The 18,321-nt window shown below is 72.6% G+C and carries 16 protein-coding genes, 1 tRNA gene and 1 pseudogene; 11 read left to right on the top strand and 7 right to left on the bottom strand.

Going from position 1 to position 18,321, the window contains the following annotated elements:
* Positions 1-17: 17 nt before the first annotated feature.
* A complete protein-coding gene (locus tag AB0M43_RS02565; protein ID WP_363720439.1) occupies positions 18-1,313 on the bottom strand; it encodes a citrate synthase in 1,296 nt (431 codons plus the stop codon).
* 67 nt (positions 1,314-1,380) lie between these two features.
* On the opposite strand from AB0M43_RS02565, the gene AB0M43_RS02560 reads away from it, so the two are divergent.
* Positions 1,381-2,517 (top strand): citrate synthase/methylcitrate synthase, encoded by a 1,137-nt coding sequence (locus tag AB0M43_RS02560; RefSeq protein ID WP_363720437.1) that lies wholly within the window; start codon positions 1,381-1,383, stop codon positions 2,515-2,517.
* 214 nt (positions 2,518-2,731) lie between these two features.
* On the opposite strand, the gene AB0M43_RS02555 is transcribed toward AB0M43_RS02560, so the two are convergent.
* The 3 genes from AB0M43_RS02555 to AB0M43_RS02545 form a co-directional block, all read right to left on the bottom strand.
* Positions 2,732-3,250 (bottom strand): DinB family protein, encoded by a 519-nt coding sequence (locus AB0M43_RS02555; protein WP_363720435.1) that lies wholly within the window; start codon positions 3,248-3,250, stop codon positions 2,732-2,734.
* Between the two features lie 261 nt (positions 3,251-3,511).
* A complete protein-coding gene (locus AB0M43_RS02550; RefSeq protein ID WP_363720433.1) occupies positions 3,512-4,363 on the bottom strand; it encodes a hypothetical protein in 852 nt (283 codons plus the stop codon).
* A 126-nt stretch (positions 4,364-4,489) separates the two neighbouring features.
* Positions 4,490-5,641 (bottom strand): hypothetical protein, encoded by a 1,152-nt coding sequence (locus AB0M43_RS02545; protein WP_363720431.1) that lies wholly within the window; start codon positions 5,639-5,641, stop codon positions 4,490-4,492.
* Positions 5,642-5,761: 120 nt separating this feature from the next.
* Here AB0M43_RS02545 and AB0M43_RS02540 point away from each other — a divergent pair, with 120 nt between their 5' ends.
* The 7 genes and pseudogenes from AB0M43_RS02540 (at position 5,762) to AB0M43_RS02510 (ending at position 13,014) form a co-directional block, all read left to right on the top strand.
* Positions 5,762-7,336, top strand: coding sequence for an ATP-binding protein (locus AB0M43_RS02540; protein WP_363720429.1), 1,575 nt, complete (start codon positions 5,762-5,764; stop codon positions 7,334-7,336).
* Positions 7,333-7,743 (top strand): annotated as a pseudogene (locus tag AB0M43_RS02535) (response regulator transcription factor); the annotation flags it as partial. The gene AB0M43_RS02540 and the pseudogene AB0M43_RS02535, both read left to right, overlap by 4 nt.
* A complete protein-coding gene (locus AB0M43_RS02530; RefSeq protein ID WP_363720939.1) occupies positions 7,723-8,181 on the top strand; it encodes a LuxR C-terminal-related transcriptional regulator in 459 nt (152 codons plus the stop codon). The pseudogene AB0M43_RS02535 and the gene AB0M43_RS02530, both read left to right, overlap by 21 nt.
* A gap of 73 nt (positions 8,182-8,254) precedes the next feature.
* On the top strand, positions 8,255-9,286 hold the full coding sequence (locus AB0M43_RS02525; RefSeq protein WP_363720427.1) for a methyltransferase: 1,032 nt from the start codon (positions 8,255-8,257) through the stop codon (positions 9,284-9,286).
* A 502-nt stretch (positions 9,287-9,788) separates the two neighbouring features.
* Positions 9,789-10,919 (top strand): M20/M25/M40 family metallo-hydrolase, encoded by a 1,131-nt coding sequence (locus tag AB0M43_RS02520; RefSeq protein ID WP_363720425.1) that lies wholly within the window; start codon positions 9,789-9,791, stop codon positions 10,917-10,919.
* 104 nt (positions 10,920-11,023) lie between these two features.
* Entirely contained in the window at positions 11,024-12,139 is a 1,116-nt protein-coding gene (locus AB0M43_RS02515) for a glutamate--cysteine ligase (RefSeq protein ID WP_363720423.1), read from the top strand.
* A gap of 275 nt (positions 12,140-12,414) precedes the next feature.
* A complete protein-coding gene (locus AB0M43_RS02510; RefSeq protein WP_363720938.1) occupies positions 12,415-13,014 on the top strand; it encodes a nitroreductase family protein in 600 nt (199 codons plus the stop codon).
* Between the two features lie 90 nt (positions 13,015-13,104).
* Here AB0M43_RS02510 and AB0M43_RS02505 read toward each other — a convergent pair whose 3' ends face one another.
* Positions 13,105-14,676, bottom strand: coding sequence for an NAD(P)-binding domain-containing protein (locus AB0M43_RS02505; protein WP_363720421.1), 1,572 nt, complete (start codon positions 14,674-14,676; stop codon positions 13,105-13,107).
* Positions 14,677-14,783: 107 nt separating this feature from the next.
* Positions 14,784-14,856: transfer RNA gene (locus AB0M43_RS02500), tRNA-Cys, on the bottom strand.
* Between the two features lie 385 nt (positions 14,857-15,241).
* On the opposite strand from AB0M43_RS02500, the gene AB0M43_RS02495 reads away from it, so the two are divergent.
* Complete coding sequence (locus AB0M43_RS02495) at positions 15,242-16,141, top strand: hypothetical protein (RefSeq protein WP_363720419.1); 900 nt, start codon at positions 15,242-15,244, stop codon at positions 16,139-16,141.
* On the opposite strand, the gene AB0M43_RS02490 is transcribed toward AB0M43_RS02495, so the two are convergent.
* Entirely contained in the window at positions 16,138-16,533 is a 396-nt protein-coding gene (locus AB0M43_RS02490; protein WP_363720417.1) for a hypothetical protein, read from the bottom strand. The genes AB0M43_RS02495 and AB0M43_RS02490 overlap by 4 nt on opposite strands.
* A 405-nt stretch (positions 16,534-16,938) precedes the next feature.
* Here AB0M43_RS02490 and AB0M43_RS02485 point away from each other — a divergent pair, with 405 nt between their 5' ends.
* Together AB0M43_RS02485 and AB0M43_RS02480 are read left to right on the top strand one after the other, a co-directional pair.
* Entirely contained in the window at positions 16,939-17,394 is a 456-nt protein-coding gene (locus tag AB0M43_RS02485) for a helix-turn-helix transcriptional regulator (RefSeq protein WP_363720415.1), read from the top strand.
* On the top strand, positions 17,391-18,320 hold the full coding sequence (locus AB0M43_RS02480; RefSeq protein ID WP_363720413.1) for a hypothetical protein: 930 nt from the start codon (positions 17,391-17,393) through the stop codon (positions 18,318-18,320). The genes AB0M43_RS02485 and AB0M43_RS02480 overlap by 4 nt, the downstream gene beginning before the upstream one ends.
* Position 18,321 lies beyond the last annotated feature (1 nt).

Raw genomic sequence — 18,321 nt, 5'->3', positions numbered from 1 at the left:
GAGGCTCGCCACCAGCCTCAGTGGTCCGGCTCCGGGCCCGTGTACGTGCCCTGGTAGCGGAACCGCAGCCCCGGCTCCGCGTACTCCTCCAGGGCGTGCGCGATCCACCCCGCCGTCCGGGCCAGCGCGAACACGGCCTCCCCGGCCCCGGGTGTCATCCCGCAGACGTGCGCCAGCACCGCGAGCGCGAACTCGATGTTCGGCAGCCGGGGCGAGCGCCCCCCGGCGGCGGCGAGCAGCCCGTCCACGGCGGCCCGTACCTCCGGCGTGGTCGGCACGTCCTCGAGGAGCCCCAGGAGCACCCGGGCGCGGATGTCCCCGTCGGGGTAGAGCGGGTGCGCGCCGTGGAAGAAGCCCTCGACGCGGCCCTCGGTGCGCAGACGCTCGGAGTACACCGTCAGCGGGTCGCCCGTGGCGATCGCGTCCGCGAGCAACCGGTAAGCCTGGGTGGCGGCGGCACCGTGCAGGGGGCCGTCGAACGCGCTGAGCCCGGCGGCGACGACGGCGTACGGGTGCGCGCGGGCGGAGGCGGCGACCCGGGCGGCGAAGGTGGAGGCGGCCAGGTCGTGGTCGGCGAGCAGGACCAGGGCGGCGTTGAGGGCGTGCACGGTGGCCGGTGTCGGGGGCGCGGCGGTGAGGCGGGGCCAGAGGCGGGCGGCGAGGTCCAGGTCCGTCGTCGCGCGGGGTCGGCCGTCCGGCGGCGATACCCGTCGGCTGTCGTTCTTCGTCTGGTTGTCGGTGCTGCCTGCGGGGTCGGGGGGCGGGGTGCCGCCCAGAACGGGGAGGGCGTCGACCATCGTGGCCAGCAACGCCGCCCCCGTCCCGGCGACCGCGTCGGGCTGGATGTTGAACCGCACCGGGTCGGACGACGCCGCCACGGCCACGATCACCCGCAGCCGGTCGGTCAGCCGCACGCCCCCCGGCAGCGGCGCGGTGGCCGCGCGCGCCAGCTCCACGGACCCGGCCGGAGCGGCGAACCGGGCCCGCGGATCCAGTGTTCCCGACCACAGCAGCGTCGCCACGGCCTCGAACGACCGCTGTGCCGCCAGCGCCGCGACATCGTGCCCCCGGTAGTGCAGCCGGCCGTCCCGGATGAGCGTCAGGGCCGTCCGGACCACCGGCCCGGTCTCCTTCACCGGCCGGTTGCGCGAACCCCGCGCGGCGAGTTGTTCCACCTCGGCGGGGTCGAACAGGCTGCCCCGGCCGTCCCGGGCCCGGGTGCTGTGCAGCAGCCCCCGGCTCACGTACGCGTACACCGTCTCGGGTTTGACGCCCAGTCGCGCGGCGGCCTGGTCGGTCGTGAGTTGATCCACGCCGTCATCCTCTCACATTGACTAGTCAACATTGACAACTCATGTCGGCGTGCGTGACAGTCGGGGCATGGCACACACCATTGACGTCCCCCGGGGGCTGGCCGGCGTGATCGTGACCGACACGACGATCGGCGACGTCCGGGGCCTGGAAGGCTTCTACCACTACCGGCAGTACTCGGCGATCGACCTCGCGCGGACCCGCAGCCTGGAGGACGTCTGGCACCTCCTCCTCGACGGCGACCTGCCCGACCCGGCACAACGGGCCGCCTTCGCCGCCGAGATCGCCCCGCTCCGCCGGATCCCCGACCACCTGCGCCCGCTCCTCGGCCCGATCGCCCGGGTGTCCAGCCCCCTGGAGGGCCTGCGCACCGCCCTGTCGCTCGCCGGCTCCCTGCGCGGCGTCCGCCCCCTGATGGACATCGGCCCCGAGGCCCGCCGGGCCGACGCGCTGTTCGCCTGCGCCCTGACCCCGACCCTGCTCACCGCCCTGCACCGGGTCCGCAACGGCCAGCTGCCGATCGAACCCCGCGAGGACCTGTCCTACGCGGCGAACTACCTCTACATGCTGACCGGGACCGTGCCCGGGGCGGCGCACGCGCGGGCCGTCGAGCAGTACCTGATCTCCACCATCGACCACGGCTTCAACGCCTCCACGTTCACCGCCCGGGTGATCGCCTCCACCGGCGCGGACCTCGTGGCGTGCCTGGTCGGCGCGATCGGCTCCCTGTCCGGCCCCCTGCATGGCGGCGCGCCCAGCCGGGCCCTGGACACCCTCGACGCGATCGGCACCCCGGACCGGATCGACCCGTGGATCCGGGAACGCGTCCTGGCGGGGGAACGGATCATGGGCTTCGGCCATCCCGTGTACCGCACCGAGGACCCCCGGTCCCTCATGCTGCGCGACATCGCCCTGGGGATCGGCGGGCCGGTGGTGGACTTCGCGGTGCAGGTGGAGGCCCGGGTGCTGGAGCTGCTCGCCGAGTTGAAGCCCGGGCGGGAGCTGTACACCAACGTGGAGTTCTACGCCGGGGTGGTGATGGAGCTGTGCGGGCTGCCCCGGGAGATGTTCACGCCGACGTTCGCGTCGAGCCGGGTGATCGGGTGGTGCGCGAACATCCTGGAGCAGGCTCGGGATAGCAAGATCATTCGGCCGGCGGCGCGGTATGTGGGGGTGGGGGCGCCGGTGGCTGTGCCGGTGGGGTAGGAGGGGTGGGTGGGGTGGCGATGGCGATCGGGGTGGGTCTCGATAGTGGAGGCGCTGGCTTGGTGGGGTCTTCTCCCTGCTGGGGTGGGGCCGTGCGTGGCGCCGGGGAGGGTTGTCGTATGTCCGAGAGCGCTATCGCCGCCGGGCGCGTCATCGGGGCGTGGTGACCGTGACCCGTGAGCGGGTGGGCGGTGAATTGGTGAGGCGTTCTGGGCTATTCGCCGGTCGCGCCGTCGATGCGCTGCCGCAGCAGGTCGGCGTGGCCGTTGTGGCGGGCGTACTCCTCGATCAGGTGGGCCAGCACGTACCGCAACGACACCACATCGCCGTCGGCGTAGTGCAGGACCGCGTCGAGTTCGTGGGCAGCGACTATGCGCCGCGACTCGTCGACCTGGGCCTGCCAGGCCGCCAGCCCGGCCGCGACGTCCGCCGAGTCGACCCCGTCGAAGTCGGCGCCGTCGTAGCCGTCCTCGGGGCTGTACGTCCCGTACGCGAGCGCCGACTCCCGGCCACCCCACTCCGCCAGCCAGCCGTCTTCCACGTTGGTCAGGTGCCGGACCAGACCGAGGAGTGAGAGCGTCGCCGGCTCGACCGCCCGCAGCCGGAGCTGGTCGGCCGCGAGCCCGGCGCACTTCCACGCCAGAGTGGCCCGGTGGTTGTCCAGCATGGTGGTGAGCAGGTCGCGCTCGCCGAGCAGGAACATGTCGGCGGGGGCCACCCGGTCGGAGTTCATCGCGCGACCGTAGCGGGGGCGACCTGACTGGACAACCGTATTACCAGCGGCTCCGGTGCTGTAGGTGTCGCACGGTCGGTGGTTCCGGCACTGCCAGTGGCTCCCGGTTGGCAGTGGCTCCGGCGCTCCCAGCGCTCCGGCACGGTCAGTGGTTTCGGTGCTACTAGTGCCGGCACTGTCGGTGGTTCGGGTGCTGCCGGTGGTGCCCCGCTACCAGCGGCTCCGGCCAACTCCTCGCCGACGCACTCCGTCCGGGCTCGGTTAGGACGGGCGGGCCTGTTGCTCCGGTCCCGGGGCGCCGGGTTCTTCGAGGCTTCCGAACCGGGCCAGTGCCAGGCACCCCGCCAGTGCGAGGGCGAACCCGACGACGGCCACCGGCACGAACCCGGCCCGGGTACCGTCCCCGAACACCACGACGCCGAGCACCGACGGCAGCACGGTCTCCCCGATGACCAGCCCGGCGGTGACGGTGGTGACCGCGCCGCGTTGCAGCCCGGTCGTCAGGTACAGGAAGGCGACCGCCCCGCCGAGCGCCATCGCGTACACCGCCGGCTCCCGGACCAGCCGCCCCGGCGCGAACGAGGTCACCGACCGCGCGGCCAGCGCCACCACCCCGAACGCGAGCCCGGCGACCAGCCCGAGCGCCGCGGACCGCAGCCGGACGGGAAGCCGCAGCGCCGCCAAGCCGAGGACGCCCAGGAGCACGGCGGCGGGCAGCAGCGCGAACCGGAACCCGAACCCCGCCGGTCGGGCACTCTCGGCCCCGGCGGACAGCCCCAGCAGCGCCAACCCTCCGCACACGGCCGCGACAGCCCCCCACTGCGGAACAGACAGCCGCAGACGCAGTGCCACGGTCGCCACCATCGCGGTGACGGCCAGGCTCGCGGCGAGTGCCGCCTGCACCACGAAGACGGGTTGTGACCGCAGCGCCCAGAACTGGAGCCCGAACCCGGCCGCGTCCAACCCCAGGCCGAGCAGGAACGGGGTCTGCCGCATCACCCGGACCACGAGCCTCGGGTCGACACCGTCCCCCGCAGGGGTGTCGCGGGCTGCGATCGTCTGGAGCACGGAGGCCGCGCCGTAGCAGATCGCGGCCAGCAAGGCGGCGGCCAAGCCCAGGTCATCGCCCGATCCTACGGCGAGTGACCTGGCCACGGACAGGTTTCGAGTCGACCGTCGTCTGTCTTGTACGGGGTCAGTCCGTGGTTTCGAGTCGACCGTCGCCTGTCCAGTGCGGGGTCAGTCCGTGGTTCCGGGCGTTCGGAGTGTGAGCCCGGCGGATCCCGGTCCCACCTCCTCCCGGTGCGGGACCCCTGCCCCGCAGTGTCGGCACCCGCCGCGCCGTCGCAGGTGGTACGCGAGCGCCGCCGCGCCCAGCGCCACTCCCCACACCGGCCACACCGTCTCCGGCAGAGTCGTCGCCCAGCTGTCGGCGGTCACGCCCTGGAGCGCGACCATCCGGACGTACATCAGGCCGGCCTCGGTGACCAGGATCGCGACCAGGGCGGCAGGGACAGTCGCCAGGCTGATCGGCACCCTTCTGCCGCGCAGACCTGGCATCCAGCGCGGGAACACCTCGCCCCAGCCCTGGATCAGACCCAGTGTGAGGACCGCGCCACCCGCGCCCATCGTGGCCAGGGTCGCGCCGGCGATCCACATGCCGTTCTCCTCCCCCTCGCGGAGGAACTCGTCCGTGATGCCCAGCGGAATGCCGAGGGCCCAGGCCCAGCGGGTCGCCGCGTACACGAACGGGGTCGCGAACGCGATCCACGTCGCCCACCGGCCCCACCGGGCAGCCGAGGCCGCCGTGGTCCAAGTGGCCGTCCCGTCGGAGCCCCGCCCACAGTTGCCGCACGTCCCGGATGTCCGTCTCCGGTACGCCACCGTCGTCGCCGCCCATGCGATCCCGAGCGCCACCAGGAGGATGAGGTTGATCCGGGGCCACGAGACCAGGTCCAGATACGACTGGCCTGCGGGGAATCCGAACGGCAACGTGACCGCCAGGATCGGCGTGTACGCGACAACCACCAACACGCGGTAGTCGGGAATGAGCACAGCCAGCACCACTGCGGTCACCAATCCGAACCCGGTCAGCAGACGCCGCCAGGTCTGGCCCCGGTCGCGACCCCAGCCCCGGGCCATGGCGAGCGCGGCGCATGCCCCCAGCACACCGGTCAGCGCGATCACCGGCCCGCCGACCCGGGCGGTCGCCGCCCCGAGCAGCGACGCGGCCAGCCCGTTCTCCCCGGCCGCCACCAGCTCGGCGTCACCCCGGCCGAACGGGAAGCCGGGCCCGCCGAGGGCCCAGACGACCCCGAGCGCCCCGTAGCCCAGGGAGGCCGCGGCGGTGGCGTGTCCGATCCACCGTGGCCACGTTTCTCTGATCTTCATGCCGTCCAGCGTCGCGGTCGCGGGGCGGGGAAACCATGTGCCGTTCGGCAGGTTTTCGAGAGGGGCGAGGGGTGCCGTTCGGCACAGGCGCGCCTCGCGGACAGGCCCTAGGCTGGACGCATGATCAGGTGGGTGCGGGTGGTCGCCGCCCTGGGCACCGTCGCCCTGGGCGCAGCGCTGTACGGGTGGCACGGCACCGCGACGTTGAACATCGTGCCGGCCATGGGCGCGGGTCTCGCGGTCCTCGTCGCGATCGCGGGCTGGCCGGGTAACCGGGCGTGGCTCGTGTGGCCGGCTGCGGTCGCCGCGGTGGTCTCGCTGGCCGTCACCCTTAGCTACGACGTGCCCCCGGGCTACCAGGAGTCCCGGTGGACCCTGGTGGAGCAGGCGGCGATGCTCGCCCTCGTCTTCGCGGTGGTCCGTTGGGTGCGCCCGCGCGGGGCATGGCTCGGCGGAGGCCTGCTGTGTGTCGTGGGCGCTGCGGCGTTCCTGCGCTACGACGTCAGCCAGTCCGTTCACGACACGGCCGGCGGCGTCGCGCTGTGGGGGTTGCTGGCTCTGGTCCCGGCGACGGCGGCCGCCTACCTGCGGCACCAGGAGGACCGGCGGGTGCGGGCGGTCGCCGAGGCGCGCCGCGAGCAGCGGTTGGATCTCGCCCATGACCTGCACGACTTCGTCGCCCACGACGTGAGCGAGATCGTCGCCCAGGCCCAGGCGGCCCGGTTCGCGGCGACCGGCGACGCACAGGTTCTCGCGGTGCTGGAGAGGATCGAGGCGGCCGGGCTGCGCGCCCTGGCCTCCATGGACCGCACCGTGCACATGCTGCACGCCGGCCCGGCGGCCCGGGTGCCACAGCCCGGACTCGCGGACCTCCACGACCTGGTAGGGCGGTTCCCCGGCGCCGAGCTACGCCTGGATCCGGAGTTGCGGGTGCCCCGGGAGCTCGCGGCGACCGCCTTCCGCGTGGTGTCCGAGGCCCTGACCAACGTCCGCAGACACGCCCCCACGGCGTCGCGAGTCGCCGTGACAGTCGCCACCGACGACACCGCGCTGCGGGTGACCGTCACCGACGACGGCACCCCGGGCCCGCCCGGATCCCGCCACAGCGGCCTGGGACTGCCCGGCCTCACCGAGCGGGTCCAGGCGCTGGGCGGCACCTTCACCGCCGGACCGTTCCGTCGTGCCGACTCCCCGAACCCCACCGGCCGTCCCCACCCTCGGAGCCACCACGAGCCTTCCAACCAGCGCGAGCCCGCCGGTCAAGGCCGGAGCTCCGCCCACGACCAGCCTTCGAACCGGGACGAGACCTCCAGCGACAGCGGGTCTTCGAACCGGCTTGAGTCCGTCGGTCCGGGCAGGATCTCAGCCCAGGGCGAACCCTTGAGTCAGCACGAGACGTCCAAGAAAGGCGAGCCTCGCAGCTGGGACAAGGCCTCCAACAGTGGCGAGCCCCCTAACGATGGCGCGTCGTTCAGCCAAGGCGGGAATTCCAACGACCGCGAGCACGGACGCACCCAGCTCCCCGGCAGCCGCCAGCAGAACAGTCCCGACCCCGGCCCCGACCCCGCCCCAGGGACCGGGACCGGTCACGCAAGGCAGCCGCACAATGCCGGCAACCCCCACCCCGCCACCTCGTTCGCCCGCACCGGCTGGCAGGTCGCCGCCATCCTGCCCTGGGAAGGAAGACCCCTGTGATCCGGATCCTCCTCGCCGACGACCAGGAGGGTATCCGCAGCGCCTTCCGCATGATCCTCGGCTCCCAACCCGACATGGAGGTGGTGGCCGAGGCGCCCGACGGCGTGACCGCGGTCGCCCTGGCCCGTGAGCTGCGCCCGGACGTCGTGCTCGCCGACATCCGGATGCCCGGCCTCGATGGACTGGAGGTCACCAGACTCCTCGCCGGCCCAGGGGTCGCCGATCCGCTGCGCGTGGTGGTGGTGACGACCTTCGACCTCGACGAGTACGTGCACGCGGCCCTCAGGGACGGCGCCTGCGGCTTTCTTCTCAAACGGTCCGGCCCGGCGCTGCTCGTGGAGGCCGTCCGGGCCGCCGTGGCAGGAGACACCCTCATCAGCCCGCAGATCACCGTCCGACTGCTTAGCCAGCTCGGCGCGACCGGCCTCCGACTCCTCGGCGGCACCGGTGCGCGCGAGGCCGACCTCGGAGGTGCCGGTGCCCGACCGGCCGACCCAAGAGGCGCCGACGCCTGCAGGGCCCACCCCGGAGGTGCTGATACCCGACCGGCCTACCCCGGAGTTGTCAATGCCCGATCGGTCGACCCCGGAGTCGCCGCGTCGCCGCCGAGGCAACTCCGGGTCCGTCCCCCGAACCCGGACCCGTCCGAACCGCTCACGATCCGCGAACTCGACGTCACCCGCCTCGTGGCCCACGGCGGCACCAACGCGGAGATCGCCGCGGACCTCTATCTCAGCCCGGGGACGGTGAAGAACCACATCGCGAGCGTCCAGCGCAAACTCGGCGTGGCCAACCGGGTGGGGATCGCGGCATGGGCCTGGGCGGCCGGACACGCGACCCTCTGAGTCCCTTGTGGATTTCCTTCGGTGGCCACCTCTGGTCCATAGTTGCGGTGGTCTATCGAGAGGAAATTCCGTCGTGACGACGAGTGCGGACATCGGTACCCCCATGGTGCTCATGGGTCTGATGCAGGGCGTCTGGGCAGCCAAGACCGTCGCTGTGGCCCACGAGATCGGCGTGTTCGAGCATCTGTCGGACGGCCAGCCCATGGCACTGGCCGAGCTGGCCCGACTCTGTGACATCGCCCATCGGCCGGCCGAGGCGGTGGTGACGACCTGCACCGCCCTGGGCCTGCTGGAGTTCGCCGGCGGAGAGTGCCGGCTGACCCCGTTCTCCGCCGAGTACCTGGTCGAGGGCAAGCCCTACTACTTCGGGCCCGCCGTGGCCCTGTTCGACCACCACTACGCCGGCTGGATGCGGCTCGGCGGGGCGATCCGGAACAACCGCCCGTCCACCTGGGACGACGAGGCCACCGACACCATCTTCGACCAGGAGGACTCGACGTTCAAACAGCGGTTCTGGGAGGGGATGTACGCGATGTCGGCGTACACCACCCGGGAGATGGCCCGGGCCTACGACTTCTCGGGCGTGCGCCGGATCCTCGACGTCGGCGGCGGGGTGGGCGCCCACGACATCGAACTCTGCCGGCACTACCCGGACCTGCGCGCCACCGTGTACGACCTGGCTCCCGTGTGCGAGATGACCCAGAAGCGCATCGCGCAGGAGGGGCTCGCGCACCGGGTGTCCGTACACCCCGGCGACTTCTTCAAGGACGAGGCCCTGCCCGGCGGGCACGACGCCGTGCTGTTCTCGATGATCCTGCACGACTGGTCGGTCCAGGAGAACCGGACGCTCCTCGGCAAGGCCTTCGCGGCGCTGCCCTCCGGCGGCACGGTCATGGTGGCGGAGCTGCTCGTGGACGACGACCGCACCGGGCCGCTGCCGGCCGCCCTGATGGACGTGGCCATGGTCGCCAACACCCGGGAAGGGCGCAACTACACGGCGGGGGAATACGGCGACTGGCTGCGGGAGGCCGGGTTCACCGACGTGCGCACCGTGCGGTTCGAGGCCCCGGCGGCCAACGGGCTGGTCGTCGGCACGAAGCCCTGAACCCCGCCCCGCATTGAGGTGGCCGGGGCCCCAACCTCGGCCACCTCCGACACACCCAGGCCCACCTCTGAGCCCCAAGGGCACGGTCCCGGCCACGGCTTACCCAGGTCACAGCCCTGGCCCATCTTTGAGTACCTGATGCATGGCCCGGGCCACCTCTGACATGCCCAGGGCCCCGGCCCACAGCCCCCTGACGCGCCCGGGACCACGGCGCCACCGCAGCCCAGCGGGCCCAACGGACGCCCTGGCCTGAAGCCGCACGCCGCCGTCCGCACGCCGCCATCCACCCAGCGCCCAGGCGTCCCGTCGCCCCAGCGGCCAGCGGCCCAGCGCCCCAGCGCCCAATACGACCCCGGGACCGCCCCGGCGGCCAGCACCCGCGCGCCAAGGCACCCGCCCACACCCCGCAACCCCCAACACCCCACCCCCACCCCGCCCGATTCCACCCGATCAAGCACGATGAAGGATGGCAACACCCCCCACCCGGCGAGACCCTGAAACGGTGACAAGACTCGAAGCGATCCGGCTCGCCGCACAGGAGCGGGCCGCACTCATGGTGGACCGACTGCGGGAGCTGGTGGCGCGCGAATCGCCCCCGGAGAGCCCGGTTGAGCTGGCCGCATGCGCGGATCTGCTCGAAGAGTGGGGCACGGCCGTCCTCGGCCGGCCCGCCCAACGCATCCTCCTCGACGGCCTTCCCCACCTGCTCTGGGAGGCGGAGGATCAAGCCGTCCTCCTCCTGGGTCACTACGACACGGTCTGGCCGGCCGGTACCCACGACGACTGGCCCTTCACCCTGAACAGCAACCGCGCGACCGGCCCCGGGGTCGCGGACATGAAGGCGGGCATCGTCCAGATGCTCACCGCCCTGGAGCTGCTCGGGGACACGTCCCGGGTGGGCCTGCTGCTCACCTGTGACGAGGAGACCGGCTCCCCGGCGTCGCGTCCGCTGATCGAGGAGCAGGCGGCCCGGTCGGGGGCGGTGCTGGTGGGCGAGCCCAGTACCGAGGAAGGGGCTCTGAAGGTCGCCCGCAAGGGCGGTTCCATGTACCGGATCACCGTGCACGGCCGGGCGGCGCACGCGGGGGTCGAACCGCACCGGGGGGTCAACGCCTCGGTGGAGGCCGCCTATCACGTGCTGGCGGTGCGGGAGTTCGCGGCGGAGGGCACGAGCGTGACCCCGACCCTGTTCACGTCGGGCACGATGACGAACGTGGTGCCCGAGACGGCCGTGTTCTGCGTGGACGTCCGCGCGTGGACCCGCGAGGAGCTCGACCGGGTGGACGGGCTGATCCGGGGGCTGACGACGCGGCTGCCGGGGGCGACGTTGTCGTTCGGGGGCGGCATCAACCGGTACCCGTTGCAGCATTCCGTGTCGGGGCACCTGTTCGAGTTGGCGCAGCACGCGGCGAAGGAGATGGGGCTGACCCCGGTCGACGGGGTGTCCGCTCCGGGGGCGTCGGACGCCAATTTCACCGGCGGTCTGGGCGTGCCGACACTGTGCGGGCTGGGCGGGGTCGGCGGGGGTTCGCACGCGCGCGACGAGTGGGTGGACGTCTCCCAGATGCCGGACCGCGCGGCGCTCCTGGCGGGTCTGGTCGAGAGCGTCCTCGACCCTCCACAGAGGAATTGAGCGCCGCCGGGCGTGTCGGGGGAGGGCCGGGCGACCGGGGACAGTAACCTGTCGCCGGGCCGGGCCTCCACCGGCGGAACGCCGACGCGAAGGTGGCTGGCAGGATGGACGAGCCTCTGCGGGGTCCCCGGTTCGGGGTCGAGGAGGAGTTCCTGGTCGTCGACCCGGTGACCCGGATCGTGCTGCCGCGGGCCGAGGCGGTCATCCGCCGGGCCCGGGAGCGGCTCGGCGCGCGGGTGTCCGGTGAGCTGACGAAGATGCAGCTGGAGACCAGGACCGATCCGTGCGGGTCGGTCAAGGAGCTGCACGCGCAGCTCACCGAGGCCCGCGCCGTGCTGGGCGTCAGCGCCGCGGCGGAGGGCGTGCGGGTGGTGGCGACGGGGTCGTCGGTGCTGGCGGGTACGGTGCCGCCGCCGATCACCGAGGGCGCGCGCCAGGACCGGGGCATCGCGAAGTACCGGGGGCTGCACGACGAGCAGGTCATCTGCGCGGTGCACGTGCACGTGGAGCTGCCGGACCGGGAGCGCGCGGTGCGGGTCAGCAACCACCTGCGCCCGTACCTGCCGACCCTGATCACGCTGACCGCGAACTCGCCGTTCTGGGAGGGCCGCGACAGCGGGTACGCGAGCTGGCGCACCATGGTCTGGCCCCGCTGGCCGGTCGCGGGCCCGCCGCCGTTCTTCACGTCCGCCGCGCACTTCGACGGCATGGTGGAGACGTTCCTGGCCGCCGGCACGCTGGTCGACATCGGCACCCTGTTCTGGGACATCCGGCCGTCGGCGAACCATCCGACCCTGGAGATCCGGGTGGCCGACGTGCCGATCACGGCGGAGGAGTCCGCGCTGTACGCGGCACTGGTCCGCGCGCTCGTCGTGCACGTCGGCGACGCCGTGGACCGGGGCGACGACGGGCCGGAGATCCGGGCGGAGCTGCTGCGGGTGGCCTACTGGCAGGCGGCCCGCGACGGGCTGGCCGGCCACGGGCTGGACGTGCGCACGGGGCTGCTGGTGCCGGCGGTCGAGCAGGTGGAGCGGCTGTTCGAGACGGTGCGCCCGGTGCTGGAGGCCAACGGCGACCTGGACCTGGTATCCGGCTGGCTGCGGCGGCTGCTCGACGGCGGCACGGGCGCGGCCCGGCAACGCGCGGCCGTCGAGGCCTCGGGCGACCTGAATGCCGCCGTCGACCACCTGGTCACCCACACCGCCCCAACCCCTTCCTAGACGGGTACGCGTCCCCGCGCGCCCTCTGGCGCCGCGGGGCGCTTCGCAGCGCGCCGGCCCCGCCACGCCCGGGTCCGGCTCGGCGATCCGGTGCCCATGGCACACCCCGCCCCGACCTCCACCGTGCGCCCTTCCCCGACTGAGCATTCTGGAGGATCCGGACAGGCCGACCGTGCGCGACGCTGGATTTCGAGTCCCACCTCGACGGGAGGCGTCCCATGCACAGCGTCGTCGCCACAGCCCACTACGAGATCCCGCGCCAGACCCCACCGGACATGATCGCCACGGCCCGCGCGTTCGCCGACCGGATGGCGGCCCGCCGGTCGGTCCGGGAGTTCTCCTCCGCACCGGTGCCCCTGGAGGTCATCGACCAGGCCGTCCGGGCGGCGTCCACCGCGCCGAGCGGGGCGAACCTGCAGCCCTGGCGGTTCGTCGTGATGACCGACCGGGACCGCAAGCGCGAACTCCGGCTGGCGGCGGAGGCGGAGGAGCGCGAGTTCTACGGCCGGCGGGCGAGCCCGGACTGGCTGGACGCGGTGGCCCCGATGGGTACGGACTGGCAGAAGCCGTTCCTGGAGGTCGCCCCGGTCGTGATCGTCGTGTTCGAGGTGCACCAGGGCCCCACCTCCCCGAAGCCGTACTACGCGAAGGAGTCCGTCGGCATCGCCGTCGGACTCCTGATCTCCGCGCTGCACCACGCCGGCCTGGCGACACTGACCCACACCCCGGTGCCGATGCGGTTCCTCAACGAGGTGTGCGGCCGGCCGCCGGAGGAGCGGGCGTTCGCCGTGATGCCGGTCGGCTATCCGGCCGAGGACGCCACGGTCCCCGACCTGCACCGCAAGGCCCTCAGCGAGGTACTGGTCCGCCGGTGACGACCCCTACCGCCGGCCGGCGCCGGACGACCCCGGGCCCGGCCGCCCCGGCCGCGGTCGCCCCACCCCGACCGGCCCCGGCGCCCCAGCTCAGCCCCTACCCGCCAACTGTTCCGCGAAGAACGCCCGCAGCGGATCCACATGCCGGTCCTGCCGCCGCCACTCCGCCAGCAGATCCTCCAGCAGGTGCTTCTCGGTGACGAGCTTCCCGTGCGAGTACCGGCGGATCACCGGGTGGATGAACGCGCTCTCCTTGGCCCGGTCCGGTTCGGGGTGCCGTTCGATGGCGAACACGTCCCCGTACTCGTCGCGGCCCCAGCGCAGCGAGAACGCGTAGACGTGCGGCTCGTCGGCGAACCGGGCGGCGACGTAGTCCTCGGGCAGGTCGACGTAGTGCCGGACCTCACCGGTGGCCTCGTCGACCACGAGCGCGTCGCAGAGGAACTCGAACTGGGTCCACAGCGCCGAGCTCCAGTTGACCCGGTCGAGCACGAGCGTGGTGAGCGCGTCCGGGTCGGCGGCCAGCGTGTCCGGGGCGAGGGGCACGTCCTCGTACCGTTCCCGGAGCAGCCGGGTCAAGGTCCGCAGGTTGTACCGAAACCCGTCGATGAACGCCGAGGACGCCTTCTTGAAGTCGCGCGCCTGGGCGAGGGTACCGGCGAAGTACAGCCCGTCGACGTTCGTGGACTGCCAGTCGGGGCCGGTGGTGGGCATCCGCCCGCTGGCCACCAGTTCCGGCTGGCACCCGGCGTCGAACACGGAGGTGTCCATGGCGAACCCGGTACACCGCAGCACCGACTCGTACTCCAGGGTCGCCGTCTCGCCGTCGGCGTGCGTGTAGGTGATGTCGACCTCGAAGTGGTCGCCGACGGGCCGGATCTCGTCGATGACGCAGTCCAGCACCGAGTGCAGGGTCTTGAACTGGTAGCTGTCCAGCACCGCCCCGAACTGGCCGCGCACGTCGCCGGGGTGCTTGGTGTTCCACGCCAGCCGCAGGGGCCGGGGGCTGGCCAGGTGCACCATCGCGGCGTGCCCGAGGATCGCCGACGCGGTCTCGAACGCCGAGTTGCCCTTGCCGATGATCATGACCCGCTGGTCGTCGTACTTCGCCGCGTCGGTCTCCATGACCTCGTACCCGACGGCGTGTTCGATGCCCTTGATCTGCGGGATGTTGGGCCGACCCCAGCCGCTGGCCATGACCAGGCACTCGCAGCGCAGCACCCGGTCGGCGGTGTGCACGAGGAACCCGCCGCCGTCGAGCCGCTCGACCCGGGTGACGTCCACCCCGAACCGGACGTTGAGCTGGTGGTACTTCTGGAAGTCGGCCAGGTACCGCACGATGTCGTCGGCGTGCGGGAAGTACTCGTCGCTGTACTTGGTGGGGAACAACAGGTCGGCGGGCTCGTGCAGCAGCGAGTTCCAGTCCCAGCGCAGCCGGATCTCCGGGTCGGAACTGTGGGTGTGCACCTTGTTGAGGGAGATCAGCTTGCGGTGCCGGGGGTAGACCCGGAAGAACTCCGCCGGGGCGTCGGTCCGCTCCAGGGTGACGTAGTCGCTGCCGGCCTGGTGAAGGTAGTAGCTCAGCTGCACACCCGCCGGGCCCGCGCCGACAATGATGTACTGGTGGAATTCGTGGTCCGTGTTTCCGTCATCGCGTGACATGACAGCGACGATCGCGGATGTTTCCGCACGTGTCAACGTGCCGCACGGCGTGTGCGACGACCACCCGGCCGGCAGGCCCCCTCGCCGCCGGGCCGGATGGTCGTTCGAGACAGGGACGGGACTCGAACCCGCGATCTCCAGTTTTGCAGACTGGTGCCTTAGCCGCTCGGCCACCCTGTCGGGGAATTGTTTTGTCGCACGCTGGATAGCGCATTGTCGAACACATGAAAAAACCGCCTCGGAACAATTCCGGGGCGGTGGTCGGCACAGGTCTCCCTATGTCGTCGACGGCTCCCGGAGGGGCAGACAACAGCGACAACCGTGCAGCTCAGCGACCAGTGCGAGCGCGTCGTGCGCCTCACCGGTCATGCGGGCCTTCCGGTCCATCGTGGTCACCATTCTCTACTCGTCCTGCGGATAGCCAGAACAATACCTTCACGATTATGGGTACGCAATGGTGTTCGGCGAGCAATATCTAAAAGTCGCGCGTACGCGGGATGGCGCACGATGGGAGACGAATTAGGGTCGGGCGGGAGTGCACAGTGGACGCGGAGGAGGTCAGGTCATGCGGCACATCACCACCGACGCGCAACTCGACCGGCTGCTGCCCGTCGACGAGGCGGTCCGGCTCCTGCGACACGCGTTCCTGGCCCCCGGGCCGACGGAACGGCTGGCCGCGGCGGCCCTGCACCACGGCAGCACCCCGGCCGGCCGGTTCCTCGCCGCCGGCCTGTCCGGGGACGGCCCGCTGGCCAGGATCGTGTTCGACGACCTCACCGGCGCGGTCACCGGGCTGGTCGTCGGCGCGGGGCTCGGCGACCTGCGGGCCGCCGCGACCGCCGTGCTCGGGGCCGAACACCTGACGGCGGCCCACCCGCACCGCCTGACCGTCCTGGGCACCGGCCGCCGGGCGTTCGCGCAGCTGCGTTTCCTGGCCGCCCGGCTCCGGCCGACGGAGCTCCTGGCGCACGGGCCCGACGCCGACGCCTTCGCCACCCGGGCGCGGCAGGAGCTGGGCCTGGCCGTCGTCCGGGCGCGGGATCCGGAGGAGGCGGTCCGGGGCGCGCGGCTCGTCGTCGCGGCGGCGGACGGGCCGGCACTCGACCCGGCGTGGCTGTCCCCGGGCACCCACGTCAGCCTCAGCCCGGTGCCCCGCAGCGGCGCGGCCTGGATCCCGGCGCTCCTCGCCCGCGCGGACCGCACCGTCACCGACGCGCCCGCGCTGGCCCGGGCCCACCTGCGGGCCCTCGGCTCGGCCGTGGAACCGGAGGACCTCGCCGACCTCGTCGCCGGCCGTACCCCCGTCGGCTCCCGGGCCGACGCGGTCACCGTCCTGCTGTCCTGCGGCCTGCCGGGGGGAGACGTCGCCTTGGCCGAGGGCACCCTGCGCCGGGCGGCCGGCCCGGTGGGGCACACCGCGCCCCGGCGGGCGCACCGGCGGACCAACTACCGCAGACGGGCCTAGTCGCAGTACAGGCGAGCCTTGAGGGTCTTCGGGACCTGCGCCATCTCGGGTACCTCGCACAGCGAACCGCTGCCGAGCACCACGCCCTTCCACGCCCCGTCGACCAGGCGCACCAGGATCTGCACCGGCCCGACCTCGGAGTCCAGCGCCCCGACCGCCCAGCCGGCCTCGCACACCAGGCTGCCGGCCCGGACCTCCGCGCCGCCGGGCAAGCCGCCGTTGACCGCCTTCGCCGCCGCGAGCACCTCCGGGTCGCTCGGGCAGGGCACGGCGCTCGGACCGGGGCTCGTGGTCACCGGCGGGGTGGGTCGGGCGGCCGGCCCGGCGGGACCGCACCCGGCGACGCCGGCCAGGACGAGCGGGACAAGGAGCGACAAGCTGGGCGTACGCATGCCCCGCACCCTAGTGCCCGCCGTTCGGGGCGCAACCCGGACGGCCCTCGCTCGTTGGACGCTACGGGCTCCCCGCGAGTCCGAAGACCGCGGGTCCACAGTGTCGAGGCTGTGGGCCCGTGGTCGTCCATCCCAGCTGTCCGCCGCGTCAGCCCCTAGCTGGCCGTGTCGTGGCGCGGGAGTATGTCGTGTCGGCCGCGACCAGACCGACGTCCCGGCCGCCCAGTCCCCTGATGCCGCCGGGACGCCGTCCCCCGTTGGGAGGCACCGTCCAATAGGTACTGCGGTACCTCCCAAAGGCACTTTAGGGGTGATCGTCAGAGCCTGGCAAGGCCGGTCGGGTTACCTCCACACGCGATTTGGTGGTAGGAACAACTGACTTCGGACCGCGAGGAGGACAAGGCGATGCCCGTGGACCGGCGGACGATCGGACTGCGCATCAAGGAACGCCGCGTCGGCCTCGGCATGCTCCAACAGGACGTCGCCGACGCGGCGGGGGTGCACCTACGGGCCTTCGGCAAGATCGAACGCGGCGAGGTGACCCCGCACCTGCAGACCTGCGGCCTGTTGGAGGGCGCGCTCCGCCTGGTGCCGGGCTCCCTCGCGGCGGCCTACCAGACCGGCACGGAGCTCACGCCCCTGTCGACCCCCCGGCAGGCCCTCCCGGACGTGCTCCCGGCGGACTGGAAGGACGGCGCCCCCGACCTCACGGCGGTCGTCCGGGACCCGGCGGCGGCGGCGGAGCTGCAGGAGTGGTTCGAGAACGCGATGCGCCAGATGTACGAGCGCGGCCGTCAGGCCCAGGAGGCGCTCCAGCACGAGCGGCTGATCCCCGGCACCGAGCGGGGCCCGCGCGCGTGACGGTCCACGGTGCCACGTCGGACGGCACCAGCTGGCAGGTCGTCCGCGGAGTCACGGGCTTCCTGTCCGTGGCCGGCTTCGTCGGACTGGTTTACGCGGCGGTGTTCGCGCCCGACCTCGTCCCGTGGTACCTGCGGCAGTACGCCGTCGGGGTCGCGACCGTGCTGTCGCTGACCGCCATGGTGTGCCACCTCCAGCTCAGGCTCGCGGCCGGCGCGCGCGGGGACATCGAGTCCGCCGCCACCGCCGTCGTCAGGACAGCCGCCCGGTGGGCCGGCGTCGGCATCCTCTTCTACGCGGCCGTCATGGTCTACATGTGCTGGTCGGGCGGCGCCATGCCGATCCGGTACCACGAGCTGCTGATCGGCCCGGGAATCGCGGTGGTCATCGCGGGAGTGGTCGTCGCCTACGGGCTGTCGAAGGCGGTCCGGGTGCTCCGGACGCCGCTCAACAGGATCCCGGACCTGGACCAGACGGAGACCGCCCGTCGCCGGCTGGTCCTGCTCAGCCGGTGGGCCGGCCTCGTCGCGGCGGGGGTCCAGGGCTCGGTGGCCTACATCGACGTGCAGGCGCCCGGACTGGTGCCCCACTACCTCCACCAGTACATGGTCGGACTGGGGGCCATGCCGTTCATCGTGGCGCTGATCAGCCACGAGGAGGCCCGCGGTCCGGACATCGACCGGGCCCGCACCTACCTGCGGGTCGGCGCCCTGGGCAGCGGGGGACTGCTGGTGGTGCAGTGGCTGACCCACGGGGCCGTCGTACCCCGCTGGCACGAGTTCGTCCTGTGCGTCAGCGACTCCCTGGTCGTCGCGGGATTCCTCCTGCGCTACGGCATCTACCAGATGTCCAGGATGGTCACCGCGTTGCAGGAGATGCAACGACGGGTCGCCGAACACATGGCGAAATCCGGGGGACACCCGTGAG

Source organism: Longispora sp. NPDC051575 (assembly GCF_040681875.1).
GTDB lineage: Bacteria > Actinomycetota > Actinomycetes > Mycobacteriales > Micromonosporaceae > Longispora.
Note: the sequence above shows the minus strand (reverse complement) of the source record. Positions and strands in the feature narration are given on the sequence as shown.

Bases quoted from the DNA above. Each gene is read 5' to 3' on its own strand.
- AB0M43_RS02560 (WP_363720437.1), top strand. From the start codon at position 1,381: ATGGCACACACCATTGACGTCCCCCGGGGGCTGGCCGGCGTGATCGTG.
- AB0M43_RS02555 (WP_363720435.1), bottom strand. From the start codon at position 3,250: ATGAACTCCGACCGGGTGGCCCCCGCCGACATGTTCCTGCTCGGCGAG.
- AB0M43_RS02545 (WP_363720431.1), bottom strand. From the start codon at position 5,641: ATGAAGATCAGAGAAACGTGGCCACGGTGGATCGGACACGCCACCGCC.
- AB0M43_RS02540 (WP_363720429.1), top strand. From the start codon at position 5,762: ATGATCAGGTGGGTGCGGGTGGTCGCCGCCCTGGGCACCGTCGCCCTG.
- AB0M43_RS02515 (WP_363720423.1), top strand. From the start codon at position 11,024: ATGGACGAGCCTCTGCGGGGTCCCCGGTTCGGGGTCGAGGAGGAGTTC.
- AB0M43_RS02510 (WP_363720938.1), top strand. From the start codon at position 12,415: ATGATCGCCACGGCCCGCGCGTTCGCCGACCGGATGGCGGCCCGCCGG.
- AB0M43_RS02505 (WP_363720421.1), bottom strand. From the start codon at position 14,676: ATGTCACGCGATGACGGAAACACGGACCACGAATTCCACCAGTACATC.
- AB0M43_RS02495 (WP_363720419.1), top strand. From the start codon at position 15,242: ATGCGGCACATCACCACCGACGCGCAACTCGACCGGCTGCTGCCCGTC.
- AB0M43_RS02490 (WP_363720417.1), bottom strand. From the start codon at position 16,533: ATGCGTACGCCCAGCTTGTCGCTCCTTGTCCCGCTCGTCCTGGCCGGC.
- AB0M43_RS02485 (WP_363720415.1), top strand. From the start codon at position 16,939: ATGCCCGTGGACCGGCGGACGATCGGACTGCGCATCAAGGAACGCCGC.